Genomic DNA, 14,752 nt, shown 5'->3' with positions numbered 1-14,752 from the left:
GCTCACTGTGCCGCCTCGGCGTCGGCGATGACGCCACCGAACAGGTCGGCGTAGCGGTCGAGCACCTCCAGGGCGGTCGCATCATCGCCGTCGGCGATCCAGGCCAGTGCCACGCCGTCGGTGACCGCCACGATCATCCGCGAGAGCACCTCGGTGGGGAAGACGAGCTGCGCCGCCTGCAACTGGGACTCGATGAAGCCGGCCACCGTGCCGAACGCCCGCCGGAAGAGCATCTGGGCCAGCTCGGGGCCCGGATCTTCCTGGCGGACAAGATGATTGACCAGTTCGTAGATCAGCCGCTGCCGGTCGCGATTGCCACCGGCCTCGTTCCAGTAGGCGTGGAACGCGGCACGGATCAGCCCGACGTAGTCGCCCGGTTCGACGTCGGTGAGATCGACCTCAAGCTGCGGCTGCGACACCGACTCGACCACCGCTTCGAGCAGCGCGCGCTTCGAGCCGAAGCAGTAGTGCACGGTGCCGAGCGAGACTCCCGCCTCCGCAGCGATCCGGCGGACGGTGGCAGCGTCCAGCCCCTCGTCCAGCGCGACCTTGATCGCCGCCTCGACCAGTTCTGTGCGGCGGATCGCCGCGGGGGTCCGAGCCATGACCAGCGCTCCCGTTTCGTTCTTGAACAGCTGTCCAAGAAACCTACCCCGCCCTTGGTCGCTACGGGCAAGTATCTCGAGTACTTGCTTCGCTCAGGCCGAGCGCAGGGCAACACCCTCCGGCAGAGTGCGCAGCAACTGCACCGCATCGCTGTCGCCGAGGTCGTCGAGCAACGCCTTCGCCTGCGCGGCAACGGCCACCGTGTGCTCCCGGGCCTGCTGCAGCGCCGGGTGAGCCCGCAGCAACGCCAACGCCTCGACGTGTTCGTCGGGGTCGGTGAGCGGCTTGGCCACCAGTTCCTTGAGCCGGTCGTCGGCCGGGTCGGTCGAGGCCAGCGCGTAGAGCACCGGCAACGTGCGCACACCTTCGCGCAGGTCGGTGCCGGCCGGCTTGCCCGAGACGTCCGAGCTGACGTCGAGCACGTCGTCGGCGAGTTGGAAGACCATGCCGACGAGTTCGCCGTACTTCGTCATCGTCTCGACGACCTCGGCCGAGGCCCCACCGAACATCGCGCCGTAGCGAGCGGCGGTCGCGATCAGCGAGCCGGTCTTGTCCGCCAGCACCGCGAGGTAGTGCTCCATCGGGTCGGCGTCGGCCGGCGCCTGCCGGTCGTCCTCGATCTGTCCGGTGCACAGCCGCACGAAGGTCTCGGCCTGGATCAGCACGGCCTCCGGGCCGAGCCCGGCCACCAGCGCCGACGCCTTGCCGAAGAGCAGGTCGCCGACCAGGATCGCGGTCGAATTGCCGTACGCCGCATTGGCGCTGGTCACGCCGCGCCGCTTGTCGGCTTCGTCCATCACGTCGTCGTGGTAGAGCGAGGCCAGGTGGGTCAGCTCCACCCCGACGGCCGCGTCGACGACCTGGCTGTTGCGTCCCTCCCCCAGTTCGGAGGCGAGCAGCGTCAGCATCGGACGGAAGCGTTTGCCGCCGGCGTCGACCAGGTGGGTCGACGCCTCGGCGATGAACGGATCGTCGTGCTTGACGACCTCCCGCAGCCGCACGTCGACCGCGGCGAGGCCCTCGGTGAGCCGGGCGGCCAGCTCGTCGCCGGCGCCCGGCACCCCGATGGTGGCGGCAGAGGTGGTGGTGCTCATTCGAGGTTCCCGTCAGCGCAGGAACTGCGAGGCGTTGCCCGCGATGTCCAACAGCGGAGCCGGCATCACACCGAGCGCCAGGGTCAGCGCGGCACCCGCGGCGACCGCGACCGCGGTCAGCACGGACGGCACGGCGACCTGCACCCCGTCGGCCGGCTCGGAGAAGAACATCACGACGATCACCCGGGCGTACACGAACGCGGTGATCGCGGAGACGATCATAGCCACGACGACCAGCCACACCGGACCGAACTTCACGACCGGCGCGAACAGCGCGAACTTGCTGGTGAAACCCGCGGTCAGCGGGATACCCGCGAACGACAGCATCAGGAAGCCGAAGACACCGGCGATCAGCGGGTTGCGGCGGCCGAGGCCGGCCCACTCCGACAGGTGTGTCGCCTCGACGCCCGACTTGCGCACCAGCGCCACGATCGCGAACGCGGTGACGGTGGCCGCGCCGTACGCCGCGACGTAGAACTGCACACCGGCCACCGACGACTTGTCGAGCGCGGTGAGCGCCAGCAGCAGAAAGCCCGCGTGCGACACCGAGCTGTAGCCCAGCAGTCGCTTCATGTCGGTCTGGGTGACGGTCAGCACCGCGCCGACCACCATGGTCAGCAGTGCGACGACCTCGATCACCGGCTGCCAGGTCCAGCGCATCGAATCGAACGCGACGTAGAAGACGCGCAGCAGCGCACCGAACGCGGCGACCTTGGTGCAGGCTGCCATGAACCCGGAGACCGGGGTGGGCGCGCCCTGGTAGACGTCCGGCGTCCACGAGTGGAACGGCACGGCGCTGACCTTGAACAGCAGGCCGACCGCGATGAGCACGATGCCCATGACCAGCACCGAGTCGCGGCCGCTCTGCGTGCCGGTCGCGTTGGCGATCGAGGTCAGGTCGAGGGTGCCGGCGAAGCCGTAGATCATCGCCGAACCGAACAGGAAGAACGCCGAGCTGAACGCGCCGAGCAGGAAGTACTTCAGCGCGGCCTCCTGCGACAGCAGGCGGCGGCGACGGGCGAGCCCGGTGAGGATGTACAGCGGCAGCGACAGGATCTCCAGCGCGACGAACATCGCCAGCAGGTTGGTCGCGGCCGGGTACATCATCATGCCGGCGACCGCGAAGAGCGTCAGCGGGAAGACCTCGGTGGTGGTCGCGCCGAGCCGCTCGGCGGCGGCTTCCTGCGGCGACCCCGGCACCGACGAACCCGACTGGGTGAAGGTGTCAGGACCATCGGCGTTGAACCGCTCGGCCATCACCAGCACGGCGAGGAACGACAGCACCAGCACGGTGCCCTGCATCATCAACGCCGGACCGTCGATCGCAAGGGCGCGACCGGCGGTGATGCCCTGGTGGTTCTTCGAGACGGTCACCAGCAGCACGAACGCGGCCACCAGACCGACCAGGGTGACCCCCAGTTGCGTGGCGTACCGCGCGGCGCGCGGAACGAACGCCTCGACGAGCACTCCGACCATCGCCGCACCGAAGATCACGAACAGCGGCAGCAGTGCCGAGTACTCGATCTGCGCCTGGGTGAAGGTATTGGGATCCATTACTTGGCGCTCCCGTCAACAGCCGCACCGTTGGTGGGTGCGGGGTCGGTCACCCCGACGTGCTGCAGGGTCTGCGTCACGGCGGGCTTCAACATGTCCAGGGCCGGCTTCGGGTAGACACCCAGGCCGACGAGGAAGACGATCAGCACGCCCGCCACGACCTTCTCGCGCACGTCGAGATCGGCGATGGCGGCGTACTTCTCCCCTTCCGGCTTCGGGCCGGTCATCAGGTGCTTGTACATCAGCAGGATGTAGATCGCGGCCAGGATGACGGCCAGTGCGGCGATCGCAGCGGCGAGCTTGTACTTCGGATAGGTGCCGGCCATGACCAGGAACTCCGAGACGAAGGAGTTGAGGCCGGGCAGCGCCAGACCCGACAGGCCAGCCACCAGGAACACACCGGCGAGCACCGGGGTGACCCGCTGCCAACCGCCGTAGTCGGGGATGTTCTTGCTGCGACCACGGGCGACGAGGAACCCGGCGAACAGGAACAACGCGCCGGTGGTGAAACCGTGGTTGATCATGTAGAGGTTCGCGCCGACGTGCGCCGTGCTGGTCATCGCGAAGATGCCGAGCACGATGAAGCCGAAGTGGCTGACCGAGGTGTAGGCGATCAGACGCATCATGTCGGTCTGACCGATCGCCACCAGCGCGCCGTAGATGATCGAGATCAGCGCGAGCGTGATCACGACCGGGGTGGCCCACTTGGACGCCTCCGGGAACAGCTGCAGGCAGAACCGGATCATCCCGTAGGTGCCGATCTTGTCGAGCACACCGACCAGCAGCACGGCGACGGCCGGCTTCGACTCGGTGGCCGCGTCGGGCAGCCAGGTGTGCACCGGCACCATCGGGGCCTTCACCGCGAACGCGATGAAGAAGCCGAGGAACAGCCACTTCTGGGTGTCGAGCGGGATGTCGAGACCGGTCAGGCGGCTGACCAGGAAGCCGTGCTCCCCGCCCGGACCGACCTGGAACAGACCGATCACCGCGACCAGCATGACCAGACCGCCGGCGAGGGAGTAGATCAGGAACTTCACCGCGGCGTACTGGCGGCGCGGGCCACCGAACTGACCGATCAGGAAGTAGATCGGGATCAGCATCGCCTCGAAGAAGACGTAGAAGAGGAACACGTCGGTCGCCGCGAACACACCGACCATGAAGGTGGTGAGCACCAGCAGCAGCGCGTAGTACGACTTCTGTCGGGTCTCGCTCTCACCGTCGACGTCGCGCCAGGCGGCGAGGATCGACACCGGCACGAGCACCAGGCTCATCAGGATGAGCGCCAACGAGATGCCGTCGACGCCGAGGGCGTACGACGCACCGATCTGCTTGATCCAGGTGTGCGTCTCGGTCAGCTGGAACTGCTGCCCGGTGCCGCCGGTCTTGAACTGGGTCGCCGCGGCGATGCCCAGGGCGAGGGTCACGACCGACACGACCAGCGCGATGACCCGCGCCGAGGCCGCTGCCGCCTTCGGCAGCAAGGCGATGACGAGGGCTCCGACGAGCGGCAGCACGCCGATCGTCGTCAACCAGGGGTAGTTGGACATCAGTTGATCACCCACACCAGACCGAGGATGGCGACGACACCGATCAGCATCGTCGTCGCGTACGAGCGGACATAACCGTTCTGCAGCTTCGCCAGACGCGAGGCGCTGCCACCGACCAGCGCGGCCACGCCGCCGACGGCGCCGTCGACGCCCTTGTTGTCGGCGAAGACCAGCGAGCGGGTCAGGTGCAGACCGGGACGGGCGAAGACCGCCTCGTTGAAGTCGTCCTGGAACAGGTCGCGGCGCGCGGCCTGCGTGGCGAACGAACCGACCGGCGGGGTGACCGGGACGTCATCGCGCACGTAGCGCATCCAGGCCAGGGCCACACCCGCGGCCACGAACACCAGGGTGACGGCCATCAGCACCGGCACCGCGATGACCGGGTGGTGCTCCTCGTGACCACCGACGACCGGCTCGAGCCAGCCCGGGAAGTCGAACACCGTCAGGGCCAGACCCAGCAGCGCCGAACCGGCGGCCAGGATCATCATCGGCACGGTCATCGTCAGCGGCGACTCGTGCGGGTGCACGTCGTCGGTCCAGCGACGCTTGCCGTGGAAGGTCATGAAGAACAGGCGCGACATGTAGAACGCGGTGATACCGGCGCACAGCAGCGCGGCGCCACCGAAGACCCACGGACGCCATCCCTCACCGACGAACGCGGCCTCGATGATCTTGTCCTTGGACCAGAAACCGGACAAACCCGGCACACCGATGATCGCCAGCCAGCCGAGACCGAAGGTCACCCAGGTGATCTTCATGACCGCCGACAACCCACCGAAGCGGCGCATGTCGACCTGGTCGTTCATGCCGTGCATGACCGAGCCGGCACCGAGGAACATCCCGGCCTTGAAGAAGCCGTGGGTGAGCAGGTGGAAGATCGCGAACGCGTAACCGACCGGACCGAGACCGGCGGCCAGGATCATGTAGCCGATCTGACTCATCGTCGACGCGGCCAGCGCCTTCTTCATGTCGTCCTTGGCGCAACCGACGATCGCACCGAACATCAGCGTGATCGCACCGACGATGCATACCGCGAGGCGCGCGTCGGGGGTGGCGTCGTAGATGACGTTGCTGCGCACGATGAGGTAGACGCCCGCGGTCACCATCGTCGCCGCGTGGATCAGCGCCGACACCGGCGTCGGGCCGGCCATCGCGTCACCCAGCCAGGACTGCAGCGGGAACTGCGCCGACTTACCGCAGGCCGCGATCAGCAGGAAGATGCCGATGGCGGTCAGCGTGCCCTTGCTGGTGCCCGCGACCGCGGCGTTGACGCCGGCGAAGTCGAGGCGACCGAAGGTGGCGAACATGGTGAACATCGCCAGCAACATGCCGAAGTCACCGACGCGGTTGACGATGAACGCCTTGTTGGCCGCGGTGGCGTAGGCCGGGTTCCAGTTCCAGAAACCGATGAGGAGGTAGGACGCGAGACCCACGCCTTCCCAGCCGAGGAACAGACCCAGGTAGGAGTCGGCGAGCACCAGGGTGAGCATCGCCGCGATGAAGAGGTTCAGGTAGGCGAAGAACCGGCGCTTGTCCGGGTCGTGCTCCATGTACCCGAGCGAGTACACGTGGATCAGCGAGCCGACGAAGGTGATCAGCATGACGAAGGTCAGCGACAGCTGGTCCATCAGCAGGCCGAAGTCGAGGTTCAGCGCGCCGGCGGGAATCCACGAGAACAGCTTCAGGTGCTGCGCCCGCTCCCCGGCGTCCTTGCCGAGCATCTCGATCAGGATGGCGACGCCGACGCCGAACGACGCCCAGGACAACGCGGTGGCGATGGCCGGCCCGATCTTGTCCAGCTTGCGTCCGCCGAGCAGCAGCACGGCCGCGCCGACCAGCGGCAGCGCGATGAGCAACCAACCGATGGACGCGGCGCCGTCGGCGGCGTGCGCGACCTGGGTCTCGCTGCTCGCCAGGGCAAGGCCCTGGACGGGGGTGGTCAGGAAGTTCAACTCAAGTCACCGTTCCCTTAGAACTTCAGCAAGTTCGCGTCGTCGACGGAGGCGGAGCGGCGGGCCCGGAAGATCGCCATGATGATGGCGAGGCCCACCACGACCTCTGCCGCGGCCACGACCATCACGAACAGTGCGATGGCCTGCCCGTCGACGGTGCCGTGCATCCGCGCGAAGGTGACGAACGCGAGGTTCGCCGCGTTGAGCATGAGCTCGACGCCCATGAAGACGATGATCGCGTTCCGGCGAAGCAGCACCGTGGCGGTGCCGATCGCGAACAGGATCACCGACAGGTAGACGTAGACCATGGGGCTCATCGGTCGGTGCCTCCTTCGTAACGGGTCATGTCACCGGTCTCGCCCTCGAGCTCCTTGCTCGAGCTGACCAGCTGGTCGGGCGACAGCACCTGGCCGCGGGCCCGCAGCACGCGGGACACGGACTTCTCGGCGATCGAACCGTCGGGCAGCAGCGCCGGGGTGTCGACGGCGTTGTGCCGCGCGTACACACCGGGCACCGGCAGGCCGGCGACGTCCTGACCGCTCTTGATACGGGCGCGCGACCAGTCGGCCTGCGTCGGACGCTTGCTGAGGCGCTCGCGGTGGGCGAGCAGCATCGCGCCGAGCGCGGCGGTGATCAGCAGGGCCGAGGTGGCCTCGAAGACCAAGACGTACTGGCCGAAGATCAGGTTGGCGATGCTGCTGACGTTGCCCTGCTCGTTGATCTTGTCGAGCCCGACGAAGTGACCGAACCGGGCCTTGCCGATCGCGGCGAGGCCGAGCGCGGCGAGCGCGAGGCCGAGCAGCAGACCGGCGGCCTTCTGGCCGCGGATGGTCTCGACGAGCGAGTCGGAGCTGTCGACACCGACGAGCATCACCACGAACAGGAACAGCATCATGACCGCGCCGGAGTAGACGAAGATCTGGATGATGCCCAGGAACTCCGCGTTCTGGGTGATGTAGAAGACACCCATCCCGACCATGGTCAGCGCCATGCCCATCGCTGCGTGCACGGCCTTGCGGGCGAACAGCAGCGCGAGCGCGCCGACGACGGTCAGCGGCGCCAGGAAGAAGAAGAGCGTCGACTCGGCTCCACCGAGGTTGCTCACGGGCGGCCCTCCCCTGCGTGCTGGCCGGCGGTGTGGTGTTCCACCGGCGTCTGGTCGGGGGCGTCGACGGCGGTCTCGCCGTCGTGCTGCTCGACCCACTGACGCTGCGCGTCGGTGGCGCCCTGCACCTTGCCCTGGTAGTAGTCGCGCTCCTCCATGCCCTCGGCCATCGGGTGCGGCGCGGGCAGCATGCCCGACAGCACCGGAGCAAGCAGTTGCTCCTTGGTGAAGATGAGGTCGGCGCGGTTGTTGTCGGCCAACTCGTACTCGTTGGTCATCGTCAACGCCCGCGTCGGGCAGGCCTCGATGCACAGTCCGCAGAAGATGCAGCGCAGGTAGTTGATCTGGTAGACGCGGCCGTAACGCTCTCCGGGGCTGAACCGCTCCCCCGCCGCGTCGTCGTTGTTCGCGCCCTCGACCAGGATCGCGTCGGCCGGGCAGGCCCACGCGCACAGCTCACAGCCGACGCACTTCTCCAGACCGTCGGGGTGCCGGTTGAGCTGGTGCCGGCCGTGGAACCGCAGCTGCGTCGGACGCTTCTGCTCCGGGTATTCCTCGGTCTCGACCTTGCGGAACATGGTCGAGAACGTGACGCCGAAGCCCGCGACCGGAGCGAACAGGTCGGACAGGAATCCGCCCTTCTCGCCGTCGTTGGGCTTTTTCTGGTCAGCCACGGGACTCCTCCTGGTGGGTGGTGTCGGTGGTCGTGCTGCGGATGGATGCACCGGTCAGGCTGGGCACGGGTTCGACCAGCCGTTGCCCGGGCAGCGGGGGCACCGGGTGACCGCCCGCGAACGGGTCGATCTCCTCGGGCACCTGGGTGACGTCGGCGTCCTTGCGGGCCTGTCGCGCGTCCCACGCCCAGGCGGCGCCGAGCACGGCGACCGCGATGAGGCTGGTGACCAGCAACGTGGACCGCGGGATCTCCCGGCCGGCGAACGAGATCTTGCTGTCGCCGAGGAAGCCCAGCTGCGAGGCGCGGATGAAGGCGACCGCGACGACCCACAGCAGGGTGGTCGGGATGAGCACCTTCCAGCCGAGACGCATGAACTGGTCGTACCGGACACGGGGCAGCGAGCCGCGCAGCCAGACGAAGAAGAACATGAACGACCAGAGCTTGACGACGAACCAGAGCAGACCCCACCAGCCGCCGTTGAAGAAGCCGCCGCCGATCATCGCGATGAACGGGGGTGCCTGCCAGCCGCCGAGGAACAGCGTGGTGGCCAGCGCCGACACGGTGAACATGTTGACGTACTCACCGAGGAAGAACATCGCGAACTTCAGCGAGGAGTACTCGGTGTGGAAACCACCGGTGAGCTCGCCTTCGCCCTCGGCGAGGTCGAACGGCAGACGGTTGGTCTCACCGACCATCGTGATCAGGTAGACGAAGAAGGAGAAGAACGCCGGGATGACGTACCACAGGCTCTTCTGCGCGTAGACGATCTGGCTGGTCGACATCGAACCGGCGTAGAGGAACACCGCGACCAGTGCCAGACCCATCGCGATCTCGTAGGAGATCACCTGGGCCGACGATCGCAGACCACCCAGCAGCGGGTAGGTCGAACCGGACGACCAGCCGGCGAGCAGGATGCCGTAGACGCCCACACCGGCGACTGCGAGCACGAGCAGCACGGCGACCGGGGTGTCGGTCAGCTGCAGCGGGGTGCGGTGGCCGAACATGTGCACGTCGTTCGACAGCGGGATGATCGCGAACGACACGAACGCCATCGCACCGGCGATCACCGGGGCGAGGATGAACATCAGCTTGTCGGCGGCCTTCGGGGTAACGTCCTCCTTCAGCGCCAACTTCACGCCGTCGGCGAGGGTCTGCAACAGACCGAAGGGGCCGGTGCGGTTCGGGCCCGGACGCTGCTGCATCCGGCCGATCACACGGCGCTCGAACCAGATGACGATGAGCGTGTTCACCAGAAGGAACACGAACAGCAGCACGGCCTTGACGAGCGACAGCCACCACGGGGTGTCACTGAAGTCGGCGACCGGGTTGTCGGTCGCCGACACCAGACCGGGGACGACGGTAGCCAGGGAGGACACTCAGACACCTGCCTTGCGGAGGGCGACGGCGGCCCCGGCGTCGACGTCGAGCGTCGCGCGCACCGGGCTGCCGGCGGAGTTGGTCGGCACCCAGACCACGTGGTCGGGCATCGGGGTGATCGCAACCGGCAACGTGAGCGCACCGGCCTTGGTCGACAACTGCACCGACTCGCCCTCGGCCACACCGGCGCCGTCGGCGGTCGCCTGCGACATGCGGGCGACGGCGGGGCGGGCAGTCTTGGCCAGGAAGGGCTCGCCGTCCTGCAGCGAGCCGTTGTCGAGCAGTTCGTTCCAGGTGGCGAGGATCGCCTCGCCGATCAACGGACGCGGCACGCTGCCGACCTTGGCGCGCGGACGCACCGCACGCTCACCGGTCGACGGACCGATCTCGGCCATCTCCTCGCGGATCTGGTCGACGGTGCGGGTGCCGAGGAACTCACCGAGTTCGGCGGCGAGCAGGTCGAGCACGCGGTGGTCGGGCATCGTCTGGGTGTCGAGCGCGCGGGCGAAGGTGCGGACGCGGCCCTCCCAGTTGACGTACGAGCCGGCCTTCTCCTGCTGCGGGGCGACCGGCAGCACGACATCGGCGTACTGCGCGGTGGCGGCGTCGCGGATCTCCAGGGAGACCACGAATGCTTTCTCCAGCCCGGCGCGCACCGTGGCCTGACCGGTGAGGTCGCCCGGGTCGACGCCTGCGACGACGAGACCGGACAGGTCACCGGACGCGGCGGCGGCCAGCATCGCTGCCGTGTCGCGGCCGGGTTCGGCCGGCAGGTCGGTGGCGCCCCACACGGAGGCGACCTGCTCACGTCCGGCGGCGTCGCCGACGGCGCGGCCACCGGGCAGCAGCGTCGGGAACGCACCGGCCTCGAGCGCACCGCGCTCACCGGCGCGACGCGGCACCCAGGCGATGCGGCCGTTCTTGGCGGCGGCAAACGCAGCGGCGGCGGAAAGCGCACCCGGCGAGGTCGCCATCCGCTCCCCCACCAGCACGATGAGGTCGCCCTCGATCGGGTTCGCCTGTGCCAGTTCGGTGTTCAGGTCGCCCAGTGCGGCGAGCACCTCGGCCTCGGTGCCCGGCGCGGTCGGCACCAGGGTGCCGCCCATCTTCGCGAGCCCGCGGCTGGCGTACGGCGCGAGCGAGAGCACCTTCACCTTGTTCTTGCGGAATCCCTTGCGCAGGCGCAGGAAGGTGATCGGCGACTCGTCCTCGGGCTCGAACCCGACGAGCACGACGTTCGGAGTCTGCTCGAGGTCGGCGTGCGTGACCGCACCGCCCTCGGGGCCGGTGGCCACGACGGCGTGCGCCAAGAACTCCGCCTCCTCGGCCGAGTGCGGACGGGCGCGGAAGTCGATGTCGTTGGTGTCGAGCACGAGACGCGCGAACTTCGCGTACGCGTACGCGTCCTCGGTGGTCAGGCGGCCACCGGCGAGCACACCGACGCCCTTGGCGTCACGTGCCTCGGCCAGCCCGGCAGCGGCGGCGGCGAGCGCCTCCGGCCAACCGGCAACACGCAGTTCGCCGTTCTCGTCACGCACCAGCGGCGTCTCGAGGCGGTTCTTCGTGGCGTACTGGAAGGCCCAGCGACCCTTGTCGCAGTTCCACTCCTCGTTCACCGCGACGTCCTCGAGCGCCATCCGGCGCAGCACCACGCCGCGACGGTGGTCGGTGCGCAGCGAACAACCGCTGGCGCAGTGCTCACACACGCTCGCGGTCGACACGAGGTCGAACGGACGCGACCGGAAGCGGTACATCGCGCTGGTCAGCGCACCCACCGGGCAGATCTGCACGGTGTTGCCGGAGAAGTAGCTCTCGAAGGGCTTCTCCTCGTAGATGCCGACCTGTTGCAGCGCGCCGCGCTCGATCAGGGCGATGAACGGGTCACCGGCGATCTGGTCGGAGAAGCGGGTGCACCGGGCGCAGAGCACACAGCGCTCTCGGTCGAGCAGCACCTGGCTGGAGATGTTGATCGGCTTGGGGTAGGTGCGCTTGACGTCCTCGAAGCGCGACCGCGGCCGTCCGTTGCTCATCGCCTGGTTCTGCAGGGGGCACTCGCCGCCCTTGTCGCAGACCGGGCAGTCGAGCGGGTGGTTGATGAGCAGCAGTTCCATGACTCCCTGCTGCGCCTTGTCGGCGACCGGGCTGGTCTGCTGAGTCTTGACCTCCATGCCGGCCGACACCTCGAGGGTGCACGAGGCCTGCGGCTTCGGCATCGGACGCAGCGAACCGTCGGGGCCGGCGGTCGAGACGTCGACCAGGCACTGGCGGCAGGCGCCGACCGGGTCGAGCAGCGGGTGGTCGCAGAAGCGCGGGATCTGGATGCCCAGCTTCTCGGCGGCACGGATGACCAGGGTGCCCTTGGGCACGCTGACCTGCTCGCCGTCGATGGTCAGGGTGACCTCGTCAACGGCGATCGGCGGGGCGGCGTTGCCACCCTTGTCCACGGCGTTGCCGCCGGCGGAGGGGGAGGTGACGGTCGTCATGCGGAGACGGTCTCCTTCGTGTTGAACAGCACCGAGCGCTCCGGCGGGAAGGCTTCCCACCACGGCGAGTGCATGCCAGCCTCGAACTCCTCGCGGAAGTACTTCACCGCGGACGTGACGGGGCTGGTCGCACCGTCACCGAGGGCGCAGAAGCTGCGTCCGAGGATGTTGTCGCAGATATCGACGAGCTTGTCGATGTCGTCCTGGGTGCCCTGGCCGTGCTCGAGGCGGGTCATGATCTGCTTCAGCCAGAACGTGCCCTCGCGGCACGGCGTGCACTTGCCGCAGGACTCGTGGGCGTAGAAGTCGATCCACCGGCTCACCGCGCGCACGACCGAAACGGTCTCGTCGAAGATCTGCAGCGCGCGGGTGCCGAGCATCGAGCCCTCGGCGGCGACCGACTCGAAGTCGAGCGGCACGTCCCAGTGGGCGTCGGTGAAGATCGGCGTCGATGAACCACCCGGCGTCCAGAACTTCAGCCGGTGACCGTCGCGGATGCCGCCGGCCATGTCGACCAGCTCGCGCAGCGTGATGCCCATCGGCGCCTCGTACTGCCCCGGACGGGTGACGTGACCGGACAGGGAGAAGATGCCGAAACCGGTCGACTTCTCGGTGCCCATTGCCTTGAACCAGTCACTGCCGTGCAACAGGATCGGCGGAACGGACGCGATCGACTCGACGTTGTTCACCACTGTGGGACGCGCATACAGACCGGCGACAGCGGGGAACGGCGGTTTGAGGCGGGGTTGGCCGCGACGACCCTCGAGCGAGTCGAGCAGCGCGGTCTCCTCACCACAGATGTACGCGCCGGCACCGGCGTGCACGGTGACGTCGAGGTCGAAGCCCGAACCGTGGATGTTCTTGCCGAGGTGACCGGCGGCGTAGGCCTCCTCCACCGCGCGCATCAGGCGGCGGTAGACGTGCACGACCTCACCACGCAGGTAGATGAACGCGTGGTTGCAGCCGATCGCGAACGACGTGATCGCCACACCCTCGATGAGGAAGTGCGGCGCCGCCATCATCAGCGGGATGTCCTTGCAGGTGCCCGGCTCCGACTCGTCGGCGTTGACCACCAGGTAGCGCGGGCCGCCGTCCGGCTTGGGCAGGAAGCCCCACTTCATGCCGGTCGGGAAGCCGGCGCCGCCGCGGCCGCGCAGACCGGAGTCCTTCGCCATCGAGACGAGGTCGTCCTGGCTCATGCCGAGCGCCTTGTTCAGCGCCTGGTAGCCCTCGTTGTCCTCGTAGGTCGCCAGGGTCCAGGACTGCGGTGCGTCCCAGAACTTGGTGAGGATCGGGGTCAGCGTCGTGGCCATCAGTTGTCACCCTTCGCGGACTCTGCGGTGCCATGACCTTCGGCGCCCGAGTGGGCCTCCCCCGGCTGCGGCTGGTGACCGCCGGCCTCGGCAGTGGCCTGGTCGTCGGAATCGACGTCCTGCGCGCTGCCCGGTGCGGTCCAGTTGTGCTGCTTGGCGACCTTCAGACCCTCCAGGGACGCGGGGCCCGCCCCGACACCCTCGTCCGCAAGGCCGTCGGAGAACCCGGCGAGCGTGCGCGAGACCTGCTTGAAGGTGCAGACCTTGTGCGGGCCGCGGCTCGGACGCACGTCCTTGCCGGCTCGCAGGTCGTCGACCATCGCCTTGGTGGAGGCGGGGGTCATGTTGTCGAAGAACTCCCAGTTGGCCATGACGACCGGCGCGAAGTCGCACGCCGCGTTGCACTCGACCCGCTCCAAGGTGATCTTGCCGTCGGCGGTGGTCTCGTCGTGGCCGATGCCGAGGTGCTCGGACAGCTCGTCGAAGATCTGGTCGCCGCCCATGATCGCGCACAGCGTGTTGGTGCAGACGCCGACCGTGTAGTCGCCGTTGGGGTGGCGCTTGTACTGCGTGTAGAAGGTCGCCACACCCGACACCTCGGCGTCGGTGAGGTCGAGCCGCTCGGCGCAGAAGGTGACACCGCGGCCGGTGATGTAGCCGTCGACGCTCTGGATCAGGTGCAGCATCGGCAACAGCGCCGAACGCTTCTGCGGGTAACGCGCGATGATCGCGGCGGCGTCCGTGGTCAGCTGATCGAGCTGCTCGGTGGTGTACGGCTCGTCGCTGGCGTGCAGCGGCGTGAGCGCGTGCAGCGGGTTGTGCGACTGGTCGCCGCGCAACGTGAAGCCCTCCACCGGCTGGTTGTACTGCTCGAGTGCAGCCGCAGCCTTCTGGGCCGGGGAAAGATCACTCATCGGTCGACTCCTCCCAACACATCACCCCACGAAGTCCTCGCTCGTACCTCGCTCGGTACTTCGCGGGGACCCCGATCTCGAGACTCAGTCCACTCGAATTTCATCGGTCGACTCCTCCCAACACATCACCC

12 protein-coding genes are annotated in these 14,752 nt (G+C 68.1%); all 12 read right to left on the bottom strand.

The window, feature by feature from the left end:
- Positions 1 to 2: 2 nt before the first annotated feature.
- A complete protein-coding gene (locus DFJ65_RS05650; protein WP_115922186.1) occupies positions 3 to 605 on the bottom strand; it encodes a TetR/AcrR family transcriptional regulator in 603 nt (200 codons plus the stop codon).
- 93 nt (positions 606 to 698) lie between these two features.
- Positions 699 to 1,700 carry a polyprenyl synthetase family protein gene (locus DFJ65_RS05645; protein WP_115922185.1) on the bottom strand — a complete coding sequence of 334 codons (1,002 nt, stop codon included), beginning with the start codon at positions 1,698 to 1,700 and terminating at the stop codon, positions 699 to 701.
- A gap of 12 nt (positions 1,701 to 1,712) precedes the next feature.
- Positions 1,713 to 3,254: an NADH-quinone oxidoreductase subunit NuoN gene (gene nuoN, locus DFJ65_RS05640; protein ID WP_115922184.1), complete on the bottom strand. Its 1,542-nt coding sequence runs from the start codon at positions 3,252 to 3,254 to the stop codon at positions 1,713 to 1,715.
- On the bottom strand, positions 3,254 to 4,801 hold the full coding sequence (locus DFJ65_RS05635; RefSeq protein ID WP_115922183.1) for an NADH-quinone oxidoreductase subunit M: 1,548 nt from the start codon (positions 4,799 to 4,801) through the stop codon (positions 3,254 to 3,256). The genes nuoN and DFJ65_RS05635 overlap by 1 nt, the downstream gene beginning before the upstream one ends.
- Complete coding sequence (gene nuoL, locus DFJ65_RS05630; RefSeq protein ID WP_115924125.1) at positions 4,801 to 6,744, bottom strand: NADH-quinone oxidoreductase subunit L; 1,944 nt, start codon at positions 6,742 to 6,744, stop codon at positions 4,801 to 4,803. The genes DFJ65_RS05635 and nuoL overlap by 1 nt, the downstream gene beginning before the upstream one ends.
- 26 nt (positions 6,745 to 6,770) lie before the next feature.
- Positions 6,771 to 7,070: an NADH-quinone oxidoreductase subunit NuoK gene (gene nuoK, locus DFJ65_RS05625; RefSeq protein WP_115922182.1), complete on the bottom strand. Its 300-nt coding sequence runs from the start codon at positions 7,068 to 7,070 to the stop codon at positions 6,771 to 6,773.
- A complete protein-coding gene (locus DFJ65_RS05620; protein ID WP_115922181.1) occupies positions 7,067 to 7,858 on the bottom strand; it encodes an NADH-quinone oxidoreductase subunit J in 792 nt (263 codons plus the stop codon). Before DFJ65_RS05620 ends, nuoK begins: the two co-directional genes overlap by 4 nt.
- Positions 7,855 to 8,532: an NADH-quinone oxidoreductase subunit NuoI gene (gene nuoI, locus DFJ65_RS05615; protein ID WP_115922180.1), complete on the bottom strand. Its 678-nt coding sequence runs from the start codon at positions 8,530 to 8,532 to the stop codon at positions 7,855 to 7,857. The genes DFJ65_RS05620 and nuoI overlap by 4 nt, the downstream gene beginning before the upstream one ends.
- Positions 8,525 to 9,910 (bottom strand): NADH-quinone oxidoreductase subunit NuoH, encoded by a 1,386-nt coding sequence (gene nuoH / locus DFJ65_RS05610; RefSeq protein WP_245950042.1) that lies wholly within the window; start codon positions 9,908 to 9,910, stop codon positions 8,525 to 8,527. Before nuoH ends, nuoI begins: the two co-directional genes overlap by 8 nt.
- Positions 9,911 to 12,394, bottom strand: a complete 2,484-nt coding sequence (locus tag DFJ65_RS05605; RefSeq protein WP_115922179.1) for an NADH-quinone oxidoreductase subunit G — start codon at positions 12,392 to 12,394, stop codon at positions 9,911 to 9,913.
- Positions 12,391 to 13,707 carry an NADH-quinone oxidoreductase subunit NuoF gene (nuoF, locus tag DFJ65_RS05600; RefSeq protein ID WP_115922178.1) on the bottom strand — a complete coding sequence of 439 codons (1,317 nt, stop codon included), beginning with the start codon at positions 13,705 to 13,707 and terminating at the stop codon, positions 12,391 to 12,393. Before nuoF ends, DFJ65_RS05605 begins: the two co-directional genes overlap by 4 nt.
- The gene (nuoE, locus tag DFJ65_RS05595; RefSeq protein WP_115922177.1) at positions 13,707 to 14,621 is read right to left on the bottom strand and encodes an NADH-quinone oxidoreductase subunit NuoE; all 915 of its coding nucleotides are present in this window, start codon (positions 14,619 to 14,621) and stop codon (positions 13,707 to 13,709) included. The genes nuoF and nuoE overlap by 1 nt, the downstream gene beginning before the upstream one ends.
- Between the last annotated feature and the right edge of the window lie 131 nt (positions 14,622 to 14,752).

It is taken from the genome of Calidifontibacter indicus (assembly GCF_003386865.1).
GTDB classification, from domain to species: domain Bacteria; phylum Actinomycetota; class Actinomycetes; order Actinomycetales; family Dermatophilaceae; genus Yimella; species Yimella indica.
Note: the sequence above shows the minus strand (reverse complement) of the source record. Positions and strands in the feature narration are given on the sequence as shown.